22 protein-coding genes are annotated in these 23,334 nt (G+C 32.8%); 15 read left to right on the top strand and 7 right to left on the bottom strand.

Annotation, left to right across the window (positions count from 1 at the left end):
- The 10 genes from ABI657_RS14715 to argH form a co-directional block, all read left to right on the top strand.
- Positions 1-961, top strand: a 961-nt coding sequence (locus ABI657_RS14715) for an argininosuccinate synthase domain-containing protein (RefSeq protein ID WP_348098026.1), incomplete at its 5' end; no start/stop codon positions are given.
- Positions 954-1,931, top strand: coding sequence for an N-acetyl-gamma-glutamyl-phosphate reductase (gene argC / locus ABI657_RS14720; RefSeq protein WP_348098027.1), 978 nt, complete (start codon positions 954-956; stop codon positions 1,929-1,931). The genes ABI657_RS14715 and argC, both read left to right, overlap by 8 nt.
- A 105-nt stretch (positions 1,932-2,036) precedes the next feature.
- Positions 2,037-3,173: an aminotransferase class III-fold pyridoxal phosphate-dependent enzyme gene (locus ABI657_RS14725; RefSeq protein ID WP_348098028.1), complete on the top strand. Its 1,137-nt coding sequence runs from the start codon at positions 2,037-2,039 to the stop codon at positions 3,171-3,173.
- A 127-nt stretch (positions 3,174-3,300) separates the two neighbouring features.
- Positions 3,301-4,497 carry a glutamate-5-semialdehyde dehydrogenase gene (locus ABI657_RS14730; protein WP_348098029.1) on the top strand — a complete coding sequence of 399 codons (1,197 nt, stop codon included), beginning with the start codon at positions 3,301-3,303 and terminating at the stop codon, positions 4,495-4,497.
- 95 nt (positions 4,498-4,592) lie between these two features.
- On the top strand, positions 4,593-5,354 hold the full coding sequence (gene proB, locus ABI657_RS14735) for a glutamate 5-kinase (protein WP_348098030.1): 762 nt from the start codon (positions 4,593-4,595) through the stop codon (positions 5,352-5,354).
- Positions 5,355-5,414: 60 nt separating this feature from the next.
- On the top strand, positions 5,415-5,804 hold the full coding sequence (locus ABI657_RS14740; RefSeq protein WP_348098031.1) for a GxxExxY protein: 390 nt from the start codon (positions 5,415-5,417) through the stop codon (positions 5,802-5,804).
- An 89-nt stretch (positions 5,805-5,893) separates the two neighbouring features.
- A complete protein-coding gene (locus ABI657_RS14745) occupies positions 5,894-6,841 on the top strand; it encodes an N-acetylornithine carbamoyltransferase (RefSeq protein WP_348098032.1) in 948 nt (315 codons plus the stop codon).
- A 9-nt stretch (positions 6,842-6,850) separates the two neighbouring features.
- Positions 6,851-7,624, top strand: a complete 774-nt coding sequence (gene argB, locus ABI657_RS14750; protein WP_348098033.1) for an acetylglutamate kinase — start codon at positions 6,851-6,853, stop codon at positions 7,622-7,624.
- 71 nt (positions 7,625-7,695) lie between these two features.
- Complete coding sequence (locus tag ABI657_RS14755; RefSeq protein ID WP_348098034.1) at positions 7,696-8,766, top strand: M20 family metallo-hydrolase; 1,071 nt, start codon at positions 7,696-7,698, stop codon at positions 8,764-8,766.
- Positions 8,767-8,963: 197 nt separating this feature from the next.
- Entirely contained in the window at positions 8,964-10,244 is a 1,281-nt protein-coding gene (gene argH, locus ABI657_RS14760) for an argininosuccinate lyase (protein ID WP_348098035.1), read from the top strand.
- Positions 10,245-10,404: 160 nt separating this feature from the next.
- Here argH and ABI657_RS14765 read toward each other — a convergent pair whose 3' ends face one another.
- The 3 genes from ABI657_RS14765 to ABI657_RS14775 form a co-directional block, all read right to left on the bottom strand.
- On the bottom strand, positions 10,405-11,685 hold the full coding sequence (locus ABI657_RS14765; protein WP_348098036.1) for a T9SS type A sorting domain-containing protein: 1,281 nt from the start codon (positions 11,683-11,685) through the stop codon (positions 10,405-10,407).
- Between the two features lie 352 nt (positions 11,686-12,037).
- Entirely contained in the window at positions 12,038-12,826 is a 789-nt protein-coding gene (locus ABI657_RS14770) for an anti-sigma factor (RefSeq protein ID WP_348098037.1), read from the bottom strand.
- Positions 12,826-13,356: an RNA polymerase sigma factor gene (locus ABI657_RS14775; protein WP_348098038.1), complete on the bottom strand. Its 531-nt coding sequence runs from the start codon at positions 13,354-13,356 to the stop codon at positions 12,826-12,828. The genes ABI657_RS14770 and ABI657_RS14775 overlap by 1 nt, the downstream gene beginning before the upstream one ends.
- Before the next feature lie 326 nt (positions 13,357-13,682).
- On the opposite strand from ABI657_RS14775, the gene ABI657_RS14780 reads away from it, so the two are divergent.
- Entirely contained in the window at positions 13,683-14,270 is a 588-nt protein-coding gene (locus ABI657_RS14780) for a glutathione peroxidase (protein ID WP_348098039.1), read from the top strand.
- Between the two features lie 49 nt (positions 14,271-14,319).
- Here the strand turns inward: ABI657_RS14780 and ABI657_RS14785 are convergent, their stop codons facing one another.
- Both ABI657_RS14785 and ABI657_RS14790 read right to left on the bottom strand, forming a co-directional pair.
- On the bottom strand, positions 14,320-15,267 hold the full coding sequence (locus ABI657_RS14785; protein WP_348098040.1) for a tRNA-dihydrouridine synthase family protein: 948 nt from the start codon (positions 15,265-15,267) through the stop codon (positions 14,320-14,322).
- An 81-nt stretch (positions 15,268-15,348) separates the two neighbouring features.
- The gene (locus ABI657_RS14790; RefSeq protein ID WP_348098041.1) at positions 15,349-15,846 is read right to left on the bottom strand and encodes an N-acetyltransferase family protein; all 498 of its coding nucleotides are present in this window, start codon (positions 15,844-15,846) and stop codon (positions 15,349-15,351) included.
- Between the two features lie 94 nt (positions 15,847-15,940).
- On the opposite strand from ABI657_RS14790, the gene menD reads away from it, so the two are divergent.
- On the top strand, positions 15,941-17,602 hold the full coding sequence (gene menD / locus ABI657_RS14795; RefSeq protein ID WP_348098042.1) for a 2-succinyl-5-enolpyruvyl-6-hydroxy-3-cyclohexene-1-carboxylic-acid synthase: 1,662 nt from the start codon (positions 15,941-15,943) through the stop codon (positions 17,600-17,602).
- Positions 17,603-17,608: 6 nt separating this feature from the next.
- Here the strand turns inward: menD and ABI657_RS14800 are convergent, their stop codons facing one another.
- A complete protein-coding gene (locus ABI657_RS14800) occupies positions 17,609-18,958 on the bottom strand; it encodes a M20/M25/M40 family metallo-hydrolase (RefSeq protein WP_348098043.1) in 1,350 nt (449 codons plus the stop codon).
- Positions 18,959-19,123: 165 nt separating this feature from the next.
- Between ABI657_RS14800 and ABI657_RS14805 the strand changes: the two genes are divergently transcribed.
- A complete protein-coding gene (locus ABI657_RS14805) occupies positions 19,124-19,984 on the top strand; it encodes a S1-like domain-containing RNA-binding protein (protein ID WP_348098044.1) in 861 nt (286 codons plus the stop codon).
- Positions 19,985-20,036: 52 nt separating this feature from the next.
- Here ABI657_RS14805 and ABI657_RS14810 read toward each other — a convergent pair whose 3' ends face one another.
- Positions 20,037-20,906, bottom strand: coding sequence for a lysophospholipid acyltransferase family protein (locus ABI657_RS14810; RefSeq protein WP_348098045.1), 870 nt, complete (start codon positions 20,904-20,906; stop codon positions 20,037-20,039).
- A gap of 112 nt (positions 20,907-21,018) precedes the next feature.
- Between ABI657_RS14810 and ABI657_RS14815 the strand changes: the two genes are divergently transcribed.
- Together ABI657_RS14815 and ABI657_RS14820 are read left to right on the top strand one after the other, a co-directional pair.
- A complete protein-coding gene (locus ABI657_RS14815; protein WP_348098046.1) occupies positions 21,019-21,657 on the top strand; it encodes a rhomboid family intramembrane serine protease in 639 nt (212 codons plus the stop codon).
- A 52-nt stretch (positions 21,658-21,709) separates the two neighbouring features.
- Positions 21,710-22,399: an SIMPL domain-containing protein gene (locus tag ABI657_RS14820; RefSeq protein ID WP_348098047.1), complete on the top strand. Its 690-nt coding sequence runs from the start codon at positions 21,710-21,712 to the stop codon at positions 22,397-22,399.
- The last annotated feature ends 935 nt before the right edge of the window (positions 22,400-23,334 follow it).

Consider the following 23,334-nt stretch of genomic DNA (forward strand, 5'->3'; position numbering starts at 1 on the left):
TGGAAACGTATTAAAAAACAATACGTATCCGTTATCAGTAAGTGCAGAACGTGTTTTTCAGGCAATTGAAGCCATTAAATATGCTAAAAAAGTAGGGGCAAGCGCTATTGCACACGGAAGTACAGGTGCAGGAAATGACCAAATTCGTTTTGATTTGATTTTTCAGACAATCGCTCCTGAAATTGAAATCATTACCCCAATTAGAGATTTAAAATTATCAAGACAGGAAGAAGTTGACTATCTGGCTCAAAACGGCGTTCATTATTCCTGGGAAAAAGCGCAATATTCGATCAATAAAGGTCTTTGGGGAACCAGTGTTGGAGGAAAAGAAACTTTGACTTCAAGTCAGCCCTTGCCAAGTGACGCTTATCCTTCACAATTGCAAAAAGAAGGAGAAGAAAAAGTAAGGTTACATTTTGAACAAGGAGAATTGGTTGGAATAAATGGTCAGTTAGACAAACCTTCCAATAATATTGTAGCACTTGAAAAATTAGCCAATGCTTACGCAATTGGTAGGGATATTCACGTAGGTGATACTATTATCGGAATTAAAGGTAGAGTTGGTTTTGAAGCTGCTGCTCCGTTAATTATCATTAAAGCACACCATTTGCTAGAGAAACATACTTTAGGTAAATGGCAGCAATACTGGAAAGAACAGTTAGGAAACTGGTACGGAATGTTGTTTCACGAAGGTCAGTTTTTAGATCCTGTAATGCGTAACATTGAAACATTTTTGCAGGATACACAAAAAACGGTAAATGGAGTTGTAACTGTTTCGCTAAAACCGTATCATTTTTCACTTGACGGAATTGAATCTGACAATGATTTAATGAATACGGGCTTCGGTCAATATGGAGAAATGAATAATGCCTGGACTTCTGATGATGCAAAGGGATTTATTAAGATTTTAGGTAATGCACAAAATATATTTTCATCTGTAAATCATTTAGATCATGATTAATATCGGAATAATTGGTGGTTCGGGTTACACGGCCGGAGAACTTATCAGAATATTAATGTATCATCCTAATGTAAACATCGATTTTGTTTACAGTACAACAAATGCAGGAAAATCGCTTTCTGTTGCGCATCATGATTTGATGGGGGATATCGAAATGAATTTTACTAATGTTGTAAATCCGGATGTAAATGTTGTCTTTTTATGCTTAGGCCACGGAAAATCAATTTCATTTTTACAGCAAAATCAATTTGCCAGTCACACTAAAATCATTGATTTAGGAAATGATTTCAGATTGAATAAAGATGCTCATTTCGAAGGAAAAGATTTTATATACGGTTTACCTGAGATTAATAAAGCGGAAATTAAAAAAGCAGATTATATTGCAAATCCAGGTTGTTTTGCGACGGCTATTCAATTGGCTTTACTGCCTTTGGCGAAAAATAACCTTTTGAATAATGATGTTCATATCAATGCCACAACCGGAAGTACGGGAGCAGGTGTTGGACTTTCAGAAACGTCTCATTTCAGCTGGAGAAATAACAATATGTCGCATTACAAAGCTTTTGAACACCAGCATTTGGGAGAAATTGGAGAAAGTTTAGTGCAATTACAGGATGATTTTCAAAGCGAATTGCTTTTTATTCCAAACAGAGGAGATTTTACAAGAGGGATTTTCGCAACGTTATATACCCTTTCGGATGATAGTCTGGAGCAACTGGTTGCAAAATATGAAGATTTCTATAGAGATGAACCTTTTGTGACGGTGACAACTACCAATATTAATATGAAACAAGTCCTTCAAACTAATAAATGTATTATTAGTTTATTGAAAAAAGGAAACCGGGTTTTAATTACATCAATTATTGACAACTTAACCAAAGGTGCTTCCGGACAAGCCATTCAAAATATGAATTTGATGTTTGGACTGGAAGAAACGACAGGATTGCATTTGAAACCTTCAGGATTCTAAAAATAAGAAAAAAGAGTAAAGAGACAAGAAAAAAGATATTGTAACACCCTAGTTAAAATCTTGATTCTTTCTTCTTGATCCTTTCTTCTCAAAAACAATAAAAAAATGAACTTATTTGATGTTTACCCATTATATCCTATTACTCCTGTAAAAGCAGTAGACTGCACGATTACAGACGATAAAGGAATTGAATATTTAGATTTATACTCGGGTCACGGAGTAATTTCTATAGGACATACACAACCGGATTATATTGCGAAAGTAAAACAGCAATTGGATAATTTGAGTTTTTACTCGAATGCTATCCAAAACCCATTACAGGTAGAATTGGCGGATAAATTAGGTAAAGCTTCCGGATTAACGGATTTTAGCTTATTCCTTTGCAGTTCTGGTGCTGAAGCGAATGAGAATGCTTTAAAAGTAGCATCTTTTCATACGAATAAATCAAGAGTAATTGCTTTTGATAATTCGTTTCACGGAAGAACTTCGGCTGCTGTTGCAGTTACTGATAACAAGAAAATTGTTGCTCCGATTAATGCACAGCAAGTTGTTACCTTTTTGCCTTTGAACCAAATTGATCTGGTGGAAGCCGAATTGAAAAAAGGGGATGTTTGCGCTGTAATTATCGAACCTATCCAAGGCGTAGGTGGTTTAGATCAGGGAACAACCGAATTCTTTCAGACTTTGGAAAAAGTGTGTAAAGCCAATGATGTGGTGCTGATTTTAGACGAGGTACAATCAGGTTATGGAAGAAGCGGGAAGTTTTTCGCTCATCAACACCACGGGATTAACCCCGACATTATAACTACTGCAAAAGGAATGGGGAACGGTTTCCCAATTGGAGGCGTTTTAATTTCTCCTGAATTCAAAGCGAGTTATGGTTTATTGGGAACCACTTTTGGAGGAAGCCATTTGGCTTGTGCGGCTGGAATTGCGGTTTTGGATGTGATGGAAAAACAAAACCTAATAGGCAACACCAATAAAGTCTCGGACTATTTTATGGAAGCGATAAAAGTGGTTCCCGAAATTATCAAGGTAAAAGGAAGAGGATTAATGTTGGGAGTCGAATTTGACTTTGATGTTGCAGCGTTAAGAAAAAAACTGATAATCGAGAAACATATTTTTACAGGAAGTGCTAATAATAAAAATCTGTTGAGAATTTTACCACCGCTTACTGTGAAAAAATCAGATATTGACACTTTTATTGTGGCTTTACAAGAGTCACTGGCTGAATTAAAATAATATTTTAGACTGCGTGAGGGATAGCAGTGGAGCTCTTTTTATAATTAGCGATTTTTTCGCTGATTATAAAAAAGCGGGAACGAATAGCCCGACCCGATAGGGACACGCCCAAAAATAACTAATCAACATGAATACATTATTATCCATAGAAAAAAGAAATGCTGTTTTAAGTCGGATGGCGGAACTTCTGGAAAAGGAAAGGACCAATCTGAAAAGTAGCAATCAACAGGATTTAAGCAATTATTCCGGGGATGATTTGGCTATGGAGAAGCGTCTGCTTGTTGATGATGCTAAAATTAAAGCAATGATTTTATCAATGCAGCAATTAGCAAGTCAGGAAGATCCTGTTGGTGTGGAACGCTTTAATTTTGTTCATGATAACGGAATGAAAATCATTAATAAAACGGCGGCTTTTGGAACCATAATGATTATTTATGAATCGAGGCCTGATGTAACCGTTGAAGCTGGTGGAATTGCATTTAAATCCGGAAACAAAATTTTGCTCAAAGGCGGTAAAGAATCGTTATTGTCTAATTTGAAAATTGTTTCGCTTTGGCACCAGGCTTTAGAAGAAAATGAAGTTTCGAAGAATTGGGTTGAATATTTAAATTACAATCGTGCAGAAACGCAGGCTTTTTTAGAAAATCCAACGCAGAGAGTTGATTTGATTGTACCTCGTGGTGGCGAACAATTGATCGCTTTTACCAAGAAACATGCTACTTGCCCGGTAATTGTTAGTGGTCGCGGTAATAATTTTGTTTATGTAAACAAAGAGGCTGATTTGAAAAAAGCTCTTGATATTATTATTAACGGAAAAACCACAAATATAGGAGTTTGTAATGCATTAGATAAAGTTTTAATTGATATCAGGATTCCGGGTTGGCAAGACTTTGCCAAACAGATGGTGACTGAATTGCAAAAATTTAATGTTGCTGTTTTGGGTGATATTGCTTTTGCTAACGTTACTCAGGTTCCTGAAATTGAAAATGAACAAATCTGGTACGAAGAGTTTTTAAATTATAAAATTGTTGTTGGAATTGTAAATTCTGATGAAGAAGCAATTTCAAAAATCAATAAATATTGTGGTGGACATTCTGCGTCGATTATTACACAAAATGATGCCACTGCCCAGGAGTTTATGGAACAAATAGATTGCGCAGCTGTATATCAAAACGCTTCGACCCGATTTACTGATGGAGGACAATTTGGTTTAGGAGGGGAATTGGCAATAAGTACTGATAAATTGCACCAGCGCGGACCAATTGGTTTGCAGCATTTGGTAACCAATAAATGGTATGTTTACGGAGAAGGACAGATTAGGTAATTGAAATAATCTGACAATTAGATAATTATAAATTTTTATTGTGGTTACAATATAACCTTAGTAGCTCTGATCTTACTAGTTAAAACAAAAAATAAATGAGCAAAAAAAGGATTTTATTAAAGATAGGAAGCAATACCTTAACAAAGGAAACCAATCACATTTCGAGAGGAAAAATTGAGGATATTGGGATGCAGATTGCGGCATTGAATAAGGATTATGAATTTGTAATTGTGAGTTCAGGTGCCATTGCTGCAGCCAAACAATTTGTGAAATTGGAAAGCAAAGGCAAAGAAATTATTGTAAAACAAGCTCTTGCATCAATTGGTCAGCCTCATTTAATGCGGATTTTCCATGAAAATTTCAGCGATTTAGGTTTATTGACATCACAATGTTTATTATCCTATTCTGATTTTGAAAAAGAACAGTCAAAAGTTAATATTGTCAATACAATTAATGTTTTGGTTGAGAATAATTACATTCCGATTATAAATGAAAATGACACTGTTGCCACAGATGAGATTCAGTTTGGCGATAATGATAAATTAGCAGCACTGGCAGCAGTTTTATTAAATGTGGATATTTTAATAATTGCTACCAATACAAATGGAATATATACAAAAGCTTCTATTCATGATGAAATTCCGGAAACTATTCGCCTGGTAAATGATTTAAAACTTTTGGAAAAAGAAATCGGAGAATCTAAATCATCACACGGAACAGGAGGGATGCAGTCCAAAATAGAAGCAGCCGGAATTGCAAAATCTGCCAATATTGAAACCTGGATTGTAAACGGTTTAGAAGATAATTTTATTTTAAAAGCATTAAAGGATGAAATTCCTTTTACTAAAATTGTGTAATTATAACGCAGATAGTGCGGATTCGCTATTGCGAAGACGCTGATAAAAACAGATTTCTTAATGGAATTATTGCATGAAGAATTAACGGATGTCATTATTAAAACTTTTTATGAAGTTTATAATGAATTAGGTTATGGATTTTTAGAGAAGGTTTATTTGAACTCTTTATATTTAGAATTAAAAAATAAAGGTCTACAAGTTGAAGCTCAACGTAAAATAGAAGTTTATTACAAAGGAATAGAAGTTGGAGAATATTATGCAGATTTAGTTGTTGAAAACTTAGTTATTCTTGAATTAAAAGCTGCAGACTGTATTGCTCCTGCATTTGAAAATCAAATATTAAACTATTTAAGAGGAACAAATTGTGAAGTGGGTTTGCTTCTGAATTTTGGAAAGAAACCTGAATTTAAACGAAAGGTTTTCGAGAATAGTAGAAAAACAAGAAAATAGAAAGAAAAGGAAAATCAGTTTTTATCCGCGTTTTTGCGATAGCAAATCAGTATAATCCGCGTCTAAATAACACAATACAAAACAAAAAAATGAACTACATTTCAATTCAGGATATCAACTCACTACCAAAATGGGTAAAAAGCGCGTTAAAAATCAAAAAGAATCCGCTTAAAAATCAAAGCTTAGGAAAGAATAAAACTTTGGGAATGTTATTCTTTAACCCTAGTTTAAGAACGCGTTTGAGTACTCAAAAAGCGGCATTAAACCTAGGAATGAATGTTATGGTAATGAATTTTACTAACGAAGGCTGGACATTGGAGTTCGAAGATGGAGCCGTAATGAATTCAGGTGCTTCAGAACATATTAAAGAAGCGGCCGAAGTAGTTTCTCAGTATTGTGATATTATCGCAATCCGTGCTTTTGCGGGATTGGAAGACAAACAAAAAGATTATGCCGAAACAGTAATTTCAGGATTTTTGAAACATGCAACTGTGCCAATCGTAAACATGGAAAGCGCTGTTCGTCATCCTTTGCAGTCTTTGGCAGATGCCATTACAATGGAAGAATACAAAACCAAACACAAACCAAAAGTAGTGCTTTCCTGGGCTCCGCATCCAAAAGCATTGCCTCAGGCAGTTGCCAATTCATTCGTTGAAATGATGCAGATGCAAAAAGACATGGATTTTGTAATCACTCATCCTGAAGGTTATGAGTTAAGCCCTGAAATTACAAAAGATTCAAAAATCGAATACGATCAGAATAAAGCGTTTGAGAATGCTGATTTTGTATATGTAAAAAACTGGAGTAATTTCAACGATTACGGAAAAGTAACCAATTCAGATCCTAATTGGACGGTAACGGCCGAAAAAATGGCATTGACGAACAACGGAAAATTCATGCACTGCCTGCCAGTTCGTCGTAATGTAATTGTAAGCGACGAAGTGATTGACAGCGAGAATTCAATCGTAATTCAGCAGGCGAATAACAGAACCTATTCTGCACAATTAGTTTTACAGAAGATTTTAAAGAAATTGTAAATAAAAAAAATGAAAGTTACAATAATAAAAATAGGCGGGAACATAATTGATAATCCAACCGAATTAGAACAATTCTTAACTGATTTTTCTAAAATTGAAGGATATAAAGTTTTAGTTCATGGAGGCGGAAAATCGGCTACTAAAATGGCGCAAAGTATTGGTTTGGTGCCTCAAATGATTGAAGGGCGCCGAATTACAGATGCTCCAATGCTTGATGTTGTGGTCATGATTTACGCAGGCCAGATCAACAAGCATATTGTGGCACAATTACAGTCAAAAAACAATAATGCAATAGGTTTTTCAGGAGCTGATGGAAATTTAATTCAGTCTGTAAAAAGAAACCATCCAACAATTGATTACGGATTTGTAGGCGATGTAAAACAAGTTAATACGACCTTATTGAAAACGTTACTTGAAAGCGGAATAGTACCTGTTTTTTGCGCCATTACACACGATAAAAATGGTCAATTATTAAATACAAATGCAGACACCATTGCAAGTGAATTAGCAATTGCCTTATCTGAAGTCTTTGATGTTACGCTAACCTATTGCTTTGAGAAACAAGGTGTTTTACAGGATTCAGAAGATGATTCTTCTGTAATTACAGAAATAAACGAGGCTTTGTACACGAAACTAAAAGCAGAAAAAGTGATTCACTCCGGAATGATTCCAAAACTGGATAATTGTTTCAACAGTTTGTCAAGAGGTGTTCAAAAGATTAAAATTGCGCATCATAAAATGTTACAAAATCCGGATGTTTTGCACACAACCATTACATTATAAAGAAAAAAGTTGCTAAGTTCCCAAGAAACCAAGACTTTTGCAATCTTAGCATCTCAGTACCAAAATAAGAAATGAAAAATACAGAAACGCTTACCCACGAAGCCATAACATTATTAAAAAAACTGATTGAAACACCTTCATTTTCCAGTGAAGAAGATCAAACAGCAATTTTAATAGAGAATTGGTTCAATCAAAACGAGATTCCCTTTAAAAGAGAAAACAATAATGTGTGGGCTTTCAACAAATATTTCGAGCAAAATAAACCAACACTTTTACTGAATTCTCACCATGATACGGTAAAACCTAATCAGGCATATACCAACGATCCTTTTAAAGCAATTGAAAAAGACGGCAAATTATTTGGTTTAGGGAGTAATGATGCCGGTGGATGTCTGGTTTCGTTATTAGCCACATTTGTTCATTTTTATGAGAATCAAAATTTATCTCATAATATCGTAATTGTGGCTTCCGCGGAAGAAGAAAGCAGCGGAAAAAAAGGTTTGAACAGTGTTTTACAACATTTACCGGAACTGGATTGCGCTATTGTCGGTGAGCCTACATTAATGCAGTTGGCGGTTGCCGAGAAAGGTTTATTGGTTTTGGACGTAAAAGTAAAAGGTACAGCAAGTCACGCTGCACACCAAAATGATGACAATTCATTATACAAATCAATTCCGGTAATGGAATGGTTTAAAAATTATAAATTCGATAAAATATCGGATGTTTTAGGTCCTGTAAAAATGACCGTAACACAGATCAGTGCAGGAAAGCAGCATAATGTAGTGCCGTCAGAATGTGATTTGGTAGTTGATATACGCGTAAACGACTGTTATAGCAATTCAGAAATTTTAGAAGTTGTAAAAGCCAGTGTAAATGCCGAAGTTACCCCAAGATCCATGCATTTAAACGCATCGTCTATTCCAATAACACACGGTTTGGTTCAGGCCGGAATCGCTTTAGGAAGAACAACATACGGCTCGCCAACGCTTTCAGATCAATCCGTTTTAAGCTGTCAGTCTTTAAAATTAGGTCCAGGAGAAACCCTGCGGTCACACTCGGCAGACGAATTTATTTTCATCAACGAAATCGAAGAAGGAGTAACGTTATATATCAAAATACTAACTGATTTCTTTAAATTATAAAATTATTTAGGAGCTAATCCCGCTATCCATTTCAATCTTTTATTTTTTAAAGAAAAAAATAAAAGGATTTTCACTGCTATCGGGGCTAGAAACAACACCATATAACAAAGGCATTATTGGAAATTAGGCATTAAACTACAAAGAAAAATTTAAGAAGTCTAAATATCTAAAATCTAAGAGGTCTAAAAATCTATTTTATGAAACTTTGGGAAAAAGGAATACCAACCGACAAACAAATCGAACATTTTACAGTAGGAAACGACCGCGAACTGGATTTGGTTCTGGCAAAATATGATGCATTAGGATCGATTGCGCATGCTAAAATGCTGGGGCAAATTGGACTTTTAACTTCAGAAGAAACTGCTTCTTTAGTTGATGCCTTAAATGCTATTATTGTTGATATTGCCGTTGGAAATTTCGAAATAGAAGACAGTTTCGAAGACGTACATTCCAAAATCGAATATCTACTGACTGTAAAGCTGGGCGATGCCGGAAAGAAAATCCACACCGCACGTTCCCGCAACGATCAGGTTTTAGTGGATGTGAATTTATATCTTAAAGATGTAGTAAAAGAATTAAAAGAGCAGGTAAAAACACTTTTTGATTTAATGATGGAATTGGCAGAAAAACATCAAAATGTATTGTTGCCTGGTTATACACATTTACAAATCGCCATGCCGTCTTCTTTCGGGATGTGGTTTTCTGCTTACGCTGAAACTTTGATTGACGATATCACAATGCTGAATGCTGCCTTAAAAATTGTTGATCAAAATCCGTTAGGTTCTGCTGCTGGTTACGGAAGTTCATTTCCAATCAACAGAACTTTCACTACTCAGGAACTAGGATTTGAAACTTTAAAATACAATTCAGTTGCCGCACAAATGAGTCGTGGAAAATCAGAGAAAACAGTTGCTTTTGCTATGAGCAGTGTCGCAGCGACTTTGGCTAAATTCTCAATGGATGTGTGTTTGTATATGAGCCAGAATTTTGACTTCATAGGTTTACCTTCACATCTTACAACTGGTTCAAGCATTATGCCTCACAAAAAAAACCCTGATGTTTTTGAATTGATTCGTGGAAAATGTAATAAGATTCAAGCTTTGCCTTATGAAATTACTTTGATAACCAACAATCTTCCAAGTGGTTACCACAGAGATTTTCAATTATTAAAAGAAGGTTTGTTTCCTGCTATTCAAAACCTAAAAGCGTGTTTAGATATTGCTATTTTTTCTATTAAAGATATTAAGGTAAAAGAAGGAATTCTAAACGATAAAAAATACGATTATTTGTTTACAGTTGATACTTTAAACGAAATGGTAGTGGCAGGAATGCCGTTTAGGGATGCGTACAAAGCAGTGGCTGAACAATTGGAAGCAGGAACTTATGAATCTCCAAAAGAAACAAAACACACGCACGAAGGAAGTATTAATAATTTGTGTCTGGATGCCATTAAAAACAAAATGAAGTCTGCATTTTAAAAATCATTTTGAATTAATATAGCCGATTTGTATAAAATGCAAATCGGTTTTTTTATGGAGAAACTTAAATGATTTTTTATTAAACTTGGCAAGAGTATAAAAAAAAGGCTATTGATGACAAATATCAATAGCCTTTTTTTTAGAAAAATATTTTTTAAAACTAATTCTTTACAACTTTAAAAGTTTTAACTCTGTTTTCAATTTGTACTTTACAAATGTAAACTCCTTTAGTAAGGTTTGCAATGTTTAATTCTACTTTTTCATTACCTGTAACAGGTTTAGAAGAAGTATACACTTTACTGCCATTTACCGAGTATAACTCTATAACAGCGGAGCCATTTTCAATACTTGAAAATTCAATGTTTAGAATATTATCTATAACCGTTGGATAAAATTTAAGTTCTAAGTTAGATGCATTATCATTTACTCCTAAATTTGTACAAGCTGATATCACACCATTTGAAGTTACCTGAAGAGTAGCTCCGGCACCACAACTTGCATTTGGAATAAAAGTTGCTACATCTGCAACAGGAAGTACAGTATAAGTATAAGATGGTTTTGAAACTGTTCCAATTACAGAATTAATTCTGTTGATGCAACCATCAAATGCTAAACCAACTGTTCCACCATCTGCTGAATAATTTTGATAAACACTAGCAATAGTTGCAAAATTAGTATTTTCGACATAACAAGTTGTATTGTTATTTCCACCTCCTAAGCCAATTGCTAATGAACCAGCCACAGTAGTATTATAATAACAGTTTAAAATATGTAATTCAGCATTTCTAGCTCTGGGCATTCTTTCTTTACAGCCTTCAGCCCAGTAACAATTTTTAAAAGTAATACTATAGCGGCCATCAGTAGAATTAACATCATCTTTAGCAGAACCTACTAAATTTGAGAAACGATGGTCATTAGAACCACCTGATCCTCCTGATACTGGAGTTTTTAGGTATGAAAATTTACACCATGAAATAGTGACATTATCTGCCTCACCTTTATTGTCAAAATTGCCATCCATTCCGTCCTGAAATTCGCAATGATCTACCCAAATATTAGTTCCTTCATTTGTAAGGTTGTCACGGCCATCTACATCATACGCTCCTGGACCTTCAAAAATAAGGTTTCTTATAATTACGTTATTTGAACTTGGTTTTATATACAGAATTCCGGAATTGGCAGCAGATGTAGCGAAATTACCAATTGTTATTTGTGTATTTCTAAGTTTTGCGCCAGGTAATCCAATAACCGTTTTATTATTTAATTGTACACTAAGGTAAGTACAATCAATTATACCGGATACCAAAATTACAGAGTTAGCGCTTGCTGTGGATTGTAACGCAGTCTTTAAGGTAGCAAATGTTGAAACTGTTACAGTATTAGAAACTGTTGGAGTTCCACCACCAGTTGCAGCAGCACCAAATCCTTCTGGAACTGACATGTAGTAATTTTGTGCAAATAGATTCGTTAAGCTTAGGAAAAAAAAGAATAAGAGGAATGTTTTTTTCATTTTAAAAATTATTTTTAGTTTTTAAATTTCTTTACAAATGATTAATGTAATCGATTGCACAAACTTAATTAATTAAATTCAAAACCAGTATTAATTAATTAGATAATATAATTCTAAACTCTAGTTTTGAGTCAATAGTGTATTTATCCGGATATTTATAAGAATACAATATTTTTAAATTGTTTTTTTTAAAAAAACTTAAATTTATTATAATAGCTTTAAAAAATCCCCAAACTTTTTAAAATTTGGGGATATAATGGCCTTAATTTATTTTCTAAATTAATTAAACTTTTCCTAAGGTATATAATTGTTCCATTGTAGGCGAGATACTTCCGCCAGCAGGTTCAAGAGTAATACCAAAAGCTTCAGCATAAACAGTTTGATCAACAGCAAATATCTTTTGATCGTTTGCTTCAAAATCACTTAACAGACCTATACTTGTCGGAGTAAGGGTAGGGCTTAGTTTAAGAGCCCAAACCTGATAGACCATTCCTTTTGGAGGTGCTGGCAAACCGGCTGCATCAATATAAGTAGTTTTGCTTTCTTTATTCCAATATACTTTTGCAAAAGATTTTGGTGAAACTGTCTGACCACCAAGTGTTACTCCAGTATTCTTAACATCTCTAACAATTGTTAGATTCTTTTCTGTTATATTTTTTTCCTGATTTAAATATGCAAATTCTCTTTCGATTTTATTTTTTTCAGTTCCTATGGATGAAATAGCTTGCTTAGTTTCATTGAGCTGTAAGGTCTGATAACCCACTCCTAAAAGTAATAAAACTGCAGCAGCCCAGCCTGCATATTGGGACCAACGTGAAGCTGGTTGCATTTCTATAACTTTTCCGTGTTTTAGTTCCAGTCTGGCTTTTATCTTCTCGTAGTTGGCTACCGAATGAAATGGTGAAAAACTGGATGATAAAGCTATAACCGCTTTTTCAATCGAGATGATTTCATTCTCTATTTCCGAATTATTTTTTGCCATTTCAGCAACTTCGATGTTTTCTGATTCACTTAGTAAACCATATACATAAAGTTCTAAAATACCTGATTCAATATAGTCTTTTGCTTCCATTATATTTTCAAATAATTACGTAAATCGTTAATACAATTTCTGTTGTGAGTTTTTACGGTTCCTAAAGGAATAGCTAATTCTTCTGATGCTTCTTGCTGCGTATATCCTTTAAAGAATAATAAATCAATAATTTCAATACATTTTGGCTTTAGTTTTTTTACAAAATCCTGAATTCCAATTGTATCAATTTTATTGGTCAATTTGTTACTGTCCTCAAACAGATGTACGAAATTATCTGAGTTTAGGTTTTTTTGACTGTTGTTGAAATTCTTAGATCGCAGTTTATCTATGGATGTATTTCTTGCAATATTTAATATCCAGGTATAAAATCTGCCTTTGCTTTCATGATATGAATCAATGTTTTTCCATATTTTGATAAAAACTTCCTGAAGAACATCTTCCGCTTCTTCACGATTTTTTACAAGAACATTAATTACAGAAAATAAGCTTTTAGAATACATATCATATAAATATGTAAAAGCTTTTTCGTCTTTTTTATAAATCAATACCAATAACTCGTCCTGGGTCATATTCTTATTTATTTAGCTTATACAAACATATACATTTTAAGATTATAAATTACAAAAATCCTCGGAGGACAATAACTTTTTGTAATATAAAACATGCAATAAAAAAAATATTCATTTTTTTAAAACCAAAATAAATTTGATTACGTATATGTATTTAAGCAGCTTTTTTTAAATAAAGATGTGGATTGATTTATGCTGATTGATTTGTTTGTATGGGGAGAAGCCTAACGTCTGATTAACGTTAGGCTTCATTTTTTTTTATTAAAAAAAGTTAAACAATAGGATTCTAAGATAGATTTTAATTAATTTTATAAAAAAATAAAACAATGAAAAAAATATTATTCATAGCGTGTGGTACCTTTCTTTTATTTAGCTGTCAAAATCAGGCCCAAACAAATAAAACTAAAGCTCCTAAAACAGATAAAATCATGACAAAAGAAACGATTTATCAATATAAAGTAGAAGATTTATCAGGAAATACTTTTGATTTTGCTTCTCTGAAAGGTAAAAAAATAATGATTGTAAATACAGCTTCAAAATGTGGATTAACTCCACAATATAAAGATCTGGAGGCTATATATAAGGTATATAAAGATAAAGGTTTTGTAATTGTAGGATTTCCGGCAAATAATTTTGCTTCTCAGGAACCGGGAACAAATGAAGAAATAGGAGCTTTTTGCCAACAAAATTACGGTGTTACTTTTCCAATGATGAATAAGGTTTCTGTAAAAGGAGATGATATGTGCGAAATATATAAATTCCTGACACAAAAATCTAAAAATGGTTTGCAGGATTCTGAAGTTGAATGGAACTTTCAAAAATACCTGATTAATGAAAACGGAGAACTAGTAAAAGTGATTAAACCGAGAACCTTGCCAACTAATCCTGAAGTTATCAATTGGATTAAAGAATAATATTAAGCAAAAAATAATTTTAAATGAGATTTTCAGGAAACTGAAAATCTCATTTTTCGTTTTTGAAAATAGATGCAACTGCTGCTTCGTAATTTCGAATGCTTTTTGCTTTTTTTATTTGTTTTAATATTTTGTGCGGATTCGAAAAAGTAGCCGAGAAATATTCCCATAAATGATACATCTTCAGTAAAATATGGGTTTGTCCGGATAGCGATTCGCTGTAAATTGCATATAAAGTATCGTGAAAGTCACTGAATAACTCCATTTTATTTTTAGGATATTCAGCTGTATTTTTTTTTATCATGGAAGGTAAAAAAGGATCTGAAATAAGTCCACGTCCAATCATCCAGTGGTCTATCGTTGGAAAACGATCCTGCATTTCGTGAAATTTTTCTACCGAAGTAATGTCCCCATTGTAATACAATTTATGCTTAGTGTTGTCAATACATTGCTGAAATGCATCCAGATGAACGCCGCCTTTGTATAATTGTTTACCGATACGGGCATGAATGGCAATATTTTTAATTGGATATGTATCTAAGATGGGTAAAACATCTAAAATTTCTTCGGTAGTATCATATCCTAAACGCATTTTCATTGATACAAGTATGTCTGTTTCAGAATGTGTTCTGTCCAGAATATGATTAATTTGATCCGTGTTTTTAATCAAACCAGAGCCCATCCCGGATTTAGTAACCATTGGATACGGACAGCCTAAATTCCAGTTTAATTCTTTATAACCTAATTCCTGAACATATTTGGCAACAAATATGAATTCATCTGCATCGTTAGTAATTACTTGTGGAATAACCTCTAAACCCAAATTATTTTCAGGAAGTAAATCTCTTTCGTAAGATGATTTTATAACTAATTTTCCATTCAGACGAATATAAGGAGAGTAAAAAGTGTCAATTCCTCCAAAAATTTTGTTTTGGGCATTTCTAAAACGAAAATCGGTAAATCCTTGTAAAGGTGATGAGAGCAGCGTAAAATCCATAGTATTTGTAAAGCAGCAAAGATACTATTTGTTAATGATTATGATTTCTGATATTTTTTTTTATTCATTAGAATTTCAAAATTATTCTAAAATCAATTGCATAAATACTGAATCAAGCCAACGATCAAATTTATATCCGGATTCTTTAATAATACCGACTGTTTTAAAACCGAATTTTTCATGAAAATCAATACTGCTTTTATTTTCGGCATCAATAACACCAATCATAGTATGCAATCCTTGTGCTTTTGCTAAAATAATTAATTCCTGTAACAGAATTTTACCAATTCCTTTTCCATGAGCATTTTGATCTACGTATACAGAATGTTCTACCGTATATTTATAAGCTTCCCTAAAACGAAATTCGCTGTACATACCAAAACCAACTACTTTTCCTTCTAGTTCAGCAACAATTACCGGAAATTGTTTAGCAATTTTTTCATCCAAAATATTTTTTTGCTGTTCATAACTTCTTATTGTATAATCATATAAAGCTGTAGAATGCACAATATTATAATTTATAATATCTAATATTATTTGTGTGTCTTCGGTTTTGTAAGGTCTGATGTCTATTTTCATATAAAAAAATATCTGTATTCAAAATTAAGAAAACTATTTAAGATTAGATAAAACCTGAGCAACTTTGTATCTTTGTTATTCAGATACAGAAACAATGATTTATCCCAAAATACCGCTTGCGCAGAGCATTATTGAAATTTGTTTAGCTAAAGGAATTACCAATATCATCATATCTCCGGGATCACGAAATGCACCATTAACTATTGGTTTTGCACAAAATCCTAATTTTAAATGTTACAGTATTGCAGATGAGCGCTGTGCAGCATTTTTTGCATTAGGAATTGCACAACAGACCAAAAAGCCAAGTGCAGTAATCTGTACTTCCGGTTCAGCCTTACTTAATTATTATCCAGCATTTGCTGAAGCTTTTTACAGTCAGATTCCTTTAATCGTGATTTCGGCAGATCGTCCTCAAAGCAAAATTGATATTGGTGACGGACAGACAATTCGTCAGGAAAATGTGTTTCAGAATCATTCTGTTTTTAATGCCAATTTAACCGAATTGGTTTCAGAAGAAAACGATTTAAAAATAAATGCAGCAATTGAGGCTGCTATACTTAAAAAAGGACCTGTACATATTAATGCCCCTTTTGAAGAACCACTTTATGAAACTACGGAAACTCTTTCTGTAAATTCTAAAATCACTTATTTAGAGGTAAATAATGTAACGGATACAATTGAAAAATTAGACTATTTTGTTTCTATATGGAATGCTGCCAAACGTAAAATGATTTTAGTTGGAGTAAATGAATCCAATTCAATTGATTATAAGGTTGTCGAAAAACTCGCTCTGGACCCATCGGTAGTAGTTCTTACCGAAACGACTTCAAATCTGCATCATTCCAATTTTATTAACAGTATAGATACTTTAATTACACCATTTCAGGATTTTGATTTCGAAGAGTTTAGGCCCCACATTCTTGTTACTTTTGGAGGAATGATTGTCTCGAAAAGAATAAAAGCTTTTCTGCGAAAATACAAACCAAAACACCATTGGCATATTGATACGTTGCGGGCGTATGACACCTTTAACAGCCTGACTAAACATTTTGAAACGGAGCCAAATCTATTTTTTGAAGAATTTTTATCAAAAACAAAAAATGCAGAAAGTGATTATTTTTCGAAAATCAATACTATTTATGATTTGCGAAAAATTAGAAAACAGGAATATTTAGAGAAGATTACTTTTTCAGATTTTAAGGTTTTTGAAAAAGTCATAGAGTCGTTGCCTAAAAATACCCAATTGCAAATTAGTAACAGTTCAGCGATTCGTTATGCACAGTTAATTGATATAGATTCTTCGATTGAAGTATTTTGTAACCGAGGTACAAGCGGAATTGACGGAAGTACATCAACAGCAATAGGAGCAGCGGTTGGAAGCGATAAACAAACCATTTTTATCACCGGAGATATTGGTTTTTTATACGATAGCAATGCTTTATGGAATTCTTATATTCCTAAAAATTTCAAGATTATTTTGATTAATAATGGAGGAGGAGGTATTTTCAGGATTTTACCCGGTCATGAAGAAAAACCGGTTTTCAATACTTATTTTGAAACTTCACACCAATTGACAGCGGAACATCTGGCAAAAATGTATCAGTTCAATTATCATACTGCTGCTGATCTGGTTTCTTTAGAGCAAAATCTAAAGTTACTATATGGTAGCAATGATGCTCCTGCTATTTTAGAAATTTTTACGCCTACTCTTGATAACGATAAAATATTGCTTCAGTTTTTTAAGGAATTAGTATAAAAAACTTTATCGGATAGGTATTGGAAAAATTGGTAAACTGGCATGACCTAATGAATCAATTGTCTGAACAGCAAAGAAATAATTGTCTTTTGAATAATTAATTTCAGCTTTGGTATCTTTTACAAAAAAAGTTTTTCCCCAATGTGCAGAAGAAGTTTCCCTCATTAAAACCTGATAGCCATATTGGCTTTTGCCTTCAGGGGCACTCCAGATTAAAGTTGACGAATTCGAAAGCCCTTTTACTTCAATGCCAACATTTACAGGGGGTTTTGGTGACCAGGCTAAATTAGCCATAGTAGCCAGATTGGAACAGGTATTTTTGCGTAGATAATCAAAATCCATAAATTCAGGAAGATCACCATATATGATTTCATTTTCAGTTCTTAAGTCTTGATGCTGGTGATCGAAATTTTCATTCATTTCACAAAAACGAACAGCAGTAAAACCATTTTGACTAAACGGCGTATGATCGCCACCACGCAGGAAACGATCATTTCGATATACTAATTTTACTTTTAACTGATCTACATATTGTTCTGTTACAGTTTTAATATAACGCGCCAATAATCTCGACGGGCTGTCATTGTCACGGTTTGTTGCTTTACGCATTTTAGCTTCTTCTTCGGTTTCTAAATAGGGAATGGTTTCACTAAATATTCTAACTTGTGTGTTGTCTCTTAAATTAGTTCCACTGGATAAACTGTTGCCAATCATATCATTATTGAGCATTGCAATAACATTCCATTTGGATTCTTTTGCAAATTCTGCAAGATGTCTTGCGCCATAAAGACCTTGTTCTTCACCGGTAACGGCAACAAATACAATAGTCATTGGAAAAGATCTTTTGCTCATAATTTTTGCCAGTTCCATAACCGCTGCAACGCCTGATCCATCATCATTTGCTCCCGGAGCATCCGATTTTGTATTCATTACATCTGAAACTCTTGAATCCAAGTGGCCACTAACAATTAATACTCTGTCATCTGTAGGATCCGTTCCTTCTAAAATAGCCATAACATTTGCAACCTTAGTATCAGTTAGGATTCGTTTGGTGTCAGCTTTTACCGTAAAATAATCAATTTTAGTCGTAAGTCTTCCGTTTGATGCTAAAGCATATTTTTCAAATTCAGATTGCACCCATTTCTGTGCAGCACCTATTCCTTTTGTTTTGCTTTTAGTATCACTTAAAGTATGTCTGGTCCCAAAAGAAACTAGTTTTCTAACCGTGTTCTCAAGATTTTCAGCTTTGACTTCAGTAATCATTTTTTTTATTTCAGGGTCTTCAAAAATTTGGGCGAAGCCAATTTGTGTAAATAGTAAAAGTGAAAAAATATAGTAGAATGGATGAGTTTTCATTTGCTTAAAATTTATAGGATGTTCAAATTTAACCAAAAAACACAAAATAATACAGATATAATAAAGCATTATTTTTAGAAAATTATTTTACCTGAACCATTTTCAAACTTCGTACATTTGCACTTTAAAAACTTAGTTGTTTTATCAACTCAGAACCTTATTAAAATGATTGAAATAGGAAAATACAATACCCTTACGATACTTCGTGATACAAAAGTTGGTTTATTTTTAGGAAATCCTGAAGAAGATCCGGAAGGCATTCACGACATATTATTACCCAATAAATACGTTCCAAACGAATTTGAAATAGGAGAACAACTTGCTGTTTTTGTTTATTTGGATCATGAAGAACGTCCGGTTGCTACAACCCTTGAGCCTTATATTTTATTAAATGAATTTGCACTTTTACGTGTCAATTACACTAATCAGATTGGTGCTTTTATGGATTGGGGAATGGAAAAAGATATTCTGGTTCCGTTTAAAGAGCAGGCGCGCCCTATGGAAAAGGGAAAACGCTATTTGGTGCACTTGTATATGGATGAAAAAACCAATCGTTTGGTGGCTTCCAGTAAATTGAACCAATTTTTAAAAAATGATCAACTGACAGTTGAAAAAGGTGAAGAAGTTGATTTGATAGTTTCACATATTACCGAATTAGGAATTAATGTTATCATCAACGAACAGCATAAAGGATTGTTATACAAAGATGAAGTATATGATGATGCTATAAGAACGGGGGACAGAATGCGAGGATTCATAAAAAATATCCGCCCTGATAACAAAATAGATGTTGCCTTGCAGGTTCAGGGTTATGAAAGTATAGAACCGAATGCGGATAAAATTTTAGATGAATTACGTGCCAATCGCGGTTTCCTGAGACTAAATGATGCTTCACATCCTGAGGATATTAAGACTGTTTTAAAGATGAGCAAAAAAACGTTCAAAAAAGCAATTGGAGCTTTGTATAAGGATAAATTAATAGACATTAAGGAAGATGGAATTTATCTAATAAAAGACACTATTTAATCCATTCTTAAAATAAAAAAGACCGAAAAGCAATTACTTTCCGGTCTTTTTTTTATTTTCTGTGCTTCCATCTTTTATGCGTCCATAAATAATATTCTGGCGCTTCAAGAATTTGTTTTTCAACTTCTCGTAAATATATTTCTGTAATATCAAAATTTTCATATTCTTTCGGATTATAGCAAATCGGAACTAATGTGGCTTCATAATAACCTCTTTTTATCTTTTTCACTTTAATAAACATGACACTTAAATCATATTTTTTAGCTAACATTTCTGCTCCTGTATGAACCGGAACTTCAATTCCCATAAAAGTATTCCAATGAAAAATCCTATCCATTTTAGGTGATTGGTCACTTGCTAATCCATATAATGTCAAAATTCCGTCACGTTGACTTTGTGCCATATGCGGAATAGTTTCTTTGGTGGTTACTAATTCAGTACCATATTTAGAACGTATTTTGCGTATTAGTTTATCAAAATAAGGATTCGCTAGTTTCTTGTAAACCCCAATTGTTTTAAAATTTAATTTTTTAGTTAGTGACAAAAGCCATTCCCAGCTAGCATAATGTGAGGCAAATAAAACAATGCTTTTACCTTTTTGCTCATAATCTCTCATGACTTCAATATTTGTAACGGTAAATCTTTTTTCCATTTCTTCAGGAGAAATACTCATTGTTTTTATCATTTCCAAAAACATATCACACATGTGCTGATAAAATTTCTTTTCTATGGTTTTTCTTTGCTCATTATTTAAATGAGGTAAAGTAATTGCGAGATTCTCCCGGACAATTTTTTTACGATATCCTAAAATATAATATACAAGGAAGTAAACACAATCTGAAAACCAATAAAATATGCGAAAAGGAAGTATTGAAATAAACCAAAGTATGGGATAAGCCAAAATATAAACAAGAAATTGCATCAACTTTTTTTTTACAAATATAAAGTAAAAATGAATAAAGTTTATAGTATTAAAGGTTGGCTAACTTGTATTACTTAATAAGTATCTTTGTAATTAAAATTAAATAAAATTTATGAATACCATTTTGATCGGAATTATTGTTGTCAACGTTTTAATTAGTTATAAAGGTTTTAATGATGTTGCTTTTTTTAGAAAATATGAATTTCACGTGGGAAGTATCCGATCCGGTGAACAAATAAGAATGATTTCATCCGGTTTTTTACATGTTGATATCATGCATCTGGCATTTAATATGCTGACACTTTATTTTTTTGCGCCAACTGTTATTGCTTATTTAGGTAATTTTTCATTCATTTTAGTTTATTTTGGAAGTTTAGTTTTCGGAAGTTTACTTACAATGATATTTCATAAAAACGATTATAGCTATCGTGCCGTAGGAGCATCCGGAGCTGTAACGGGAGTATTATATTCGGCCATTTTGCTTGAACCTAATTCAAATGTCGATTTGTATTTTATAATAAGTATGCCAGCTTATGTTTTTGGGATCGCCTATTTGTTGTATTCTATTTATGGAATGAAGGCTAAAAATGATAATATTGGACATACGGCACATTTTGGTGGAGCTGTAGGTGGTTATTTGATTACCCTGATAAAATATCCTTCATTACTTAATGATCAGACCTTCATGGTTATATTATTGGCAATCCCAATTATTATACTTTTTGTAATGGCAAAATTGGGAAAATTATAATGATGGCACAACTTTTGAAATGCCAATATCAAATAACTTAAATATAACAAAAATGAAAAAACTAGTATTATTTTTAACAATCATGTTTATGACTATGTCTTATGGTCAGGAAACGAAACAAATTCCGCTGATCAATGTAAATGGAGAAGGAAAAGTAAAAGTAGCTCCGGATCAGGTTTCTATTTCAGCTACAGTTGAAACAAAAGGGAATAATGCTAAAGATGTAAAGAAACAAAATGACGAAAAAATGGATGCTGTTTTGAAGTTCATTAAAAAAATGAATATTCCAACGGCAGATTTCAGAACGAAACAAGTTTCTCTTAATCCTCAGTATGATTATGAAAAAAAGAAAACAAGTTATAATGCAGTGCAAACTGTAGAAATCATAGTAAGAGATTTATCTAAATATGATGAATTAATGGAAGGTCTTGTACAACAAGGTATAAACAGAATAGATAAAGTTTCTTTTGAATCATCTAAATTATTACAACATCAATCTGAAGCCCGAAAATTGGCAATTAAAGATGCTAAACAAAAAGCAGAAGATTATACTTCGGTTTTAGGTCAAAAAGTGGGTAAAGCATTTGTAATATCTGATAATTCTCAAATATATCAACCACAACCAATGTACGGAGCAATGAGAATGAAAGAGTCAGCCGATGCAGTTGCTTCAAATGAAACCATGGCAATTGGAGAAATTGAAGTTACGATAAATGTAAGTGTTAGTTTTATTTTAGATTAAAATTCTGATACTGAATAAAAAATCCCATTTATATTTAAATGGGATTTTTCGACTAAATCATAAAAAAAATCCTAATGAAAATTAGGATTTTTTTGTGTGTGTGGGGAGAGCAGGATTCGAAACTTAAGCTTCAAACCCGCGTATTTCCTGCAATTTTATTTTTATTATACCTACTGTTGCCACGATGTTGCCACGAAACTCACATTGTTAATTTTTAGGTGTAACTTGTTGTTATTTAATATTTTGAATTGTTTTTTACACGCTATCTTATATGTCGTAAAAATAAGCTTTTATTTGTAAAATTGATTATTTTGGCTTTATTATTGTAAAAGCTATTTCTGTAATGTTTCTAAAAAAAATGCCTTAACTAATTGTGGCAAAAAAGGTATCCACTCCATCAATGCTCTTATTCAGATTTTGAATTCTGATGTAATTCATTTTTTTTTCATTTACATTTGATTCAAAAATTTATCTTTATTATTATTTTGGATACGTAACTTTATTTTCAATTTCAAACTTTATAAAAGTAGATTCCTGAATTCAGTTCTGAGATATTAATTTTATTTTTTTACCTTCCATAAGTTTTTGTCCGTTAATACTAAATATTTCGTACTTATCAACTGTTATTTCAGAATCAATAATATTGATGAAATTTGTTGCTGAATTTGGGTAAATATTGAATTAGATGCGATGTAACCGAATTTAAAAAAGATGACCGTGTGTATTATAGTGTTCCCAACTATTTAGATGGCAGTTATACGGAATATCTTGCAGCAAAATCAAATCAATTAGGTAATAATATAGACTTTCTTTTACTAAAAAAAGACAGAGAATAAGTGCTCATTCATTATTAATTAGATCAAATAATAATAACTGCAAGCAAGAGTAATAAACATTGATAAAAGTGGTTCTAATACTGCAGCTATCAAAGTCTA

Origin of the sequence: Flavobacterium sp. (assembly GCF_039930565.1) — a bacterium.
Classification (GTDB): domain Bacteria; phylum Bacteroidota; class Bacteroidia; order Flavobacteriales; family Flavobacteriaceae; genus Flavobacterium.

Coding starts and splice junctions, on each gene's coding strand:
- ABI657_RS14810 (WP_348098045.1), bottom strand. CDS start 20,906: ATGCAATTTCTTGTTTATATTTTGGCTTATCCCATACTTTGGTTTATT.
- argB (WP_348098033.1), top strand. CDS start 6,851: ATGAAAGTTACAATAATAAAAATAGGCGGGAACATAATTGATAATCCA.
- menD (WP_348098042.1), top strand. CDS start 15,941: ATGATTTATCCCAAAATACCGCTTGCGCAGAGCATTATTGAAATTTGT.
- ABI657_RS14790 (WP_348098041.1), bottom strand. CDS start 15,846: ATGAAAATAGACATCAGACCTTACAAAACCGAAGACACACAAATAATA.
- ABI657_RS14775 (WP_348098038.1), bottom strand. CDS start 13,356: ATGACCCAGGACGAGTTATTGGTATTGATTTATAAAAAAGACGAAAAA.
- ABI657_RS14725 (WP_348098028.1), top strand. CDS start 2,037: ATGAACTTATTTGATGTTTACCCATTATATCCTATTACTCCTGTAAAA.
- argC (WP_348098027.1), top strand. CDS start 954: ATGATTAATATCGGAATAATTGGTGGTTCGGGTTACACGGCCGGAGAA.
- ABI657_RS14770 (WP_348098037.1), bottom strand. CDS start 12,826: ATGGAAGCAAAAGACTATATTGAATCAGGTATTTTAGAACTTTATGTA.
- ABI657_RS14785 (WP_348098040.1), bottom strand. CDS start 15,267: ATGGATTTTACGCTGCTCTCATCACCTTTACAAGGATTTACCGATTTT.
- argH (WP_348098035.1), top strand. CDS start 8,964: ATGAAACTTTGGGAAAAAGGAATACCAACCGACAAACAAATCGAACAT.
- ABI657_RS14780 (WP_348098039.1), top strand. CDS start 13,683: ATGAAAAAAATATTATTCATAGCGTGTGGTACCTTTCTTTTATTTAGC.
- ABI657_RS14765 (WP_348098036.1), bottom strand. CDS start 11,685: ATGTCAGTTCCAGAAGGATTTGGTGCTGCTGCAACTGGTGGTGGAACT.
- ABI657_RS14815 (WP_348098046.1), top strand. CDS start 21,019: ATGAATACCATTTTGATCGGAATTATTGTTGTCAACGTTTTAATTAGT.
- ABI657_RS14820 (WP_348098047.1), top strand. CDS start 21,710: ATGAAAAAACTAGTATTATTTTTAACAATCATGTTTATGACTATGTCT.
- ABI657_RS14745 (WP_348098032.1), top strand. CDS start 5,894: ATGAACTACATTTCAATTCAGGATATCAACTCACTACCAAAATGGGTA.
- ABI657_RS14755 (WP_348098034.1), top strand. CDS start 7,696: ATGAAAAATACAGAAACGCTTACCCACGAAGCCATAACATTATTAAAA.
- ABI657_RS14800 (WP_348098043.1), bottom strand. CDS start 18,958: ATGAAAACTCATCCATTCTACTATATTTTTTCACTTTTACTATTTACA.
- proB (WP_348098030.1), top strand. CDS start 4,593: ATGAGCAAAAAAAGGATTTTATTAAAGATAGGAAGCAATACCTTAACA.
- ABI657_RS14730 (WP_348098029.1), top strand. CDS start 3,301: ATGAATACATTATTATCCATAGAAAAAAGAAATGCTGTTTTAAGTCGG.
- ABI657_RS14740 (WP_348098031.1), top strand. CDS start 5,415: ATGGAATTATTGCATGAAGAATTAACGGATGTCATTATTAAAACTTTT.
- ABI657_RS14805 (WP_348098044.1), top strand. CDS start 19,124: ATGATTGAAATAGGAAAATACAATACCCTTACGATACTTCGTGATACA.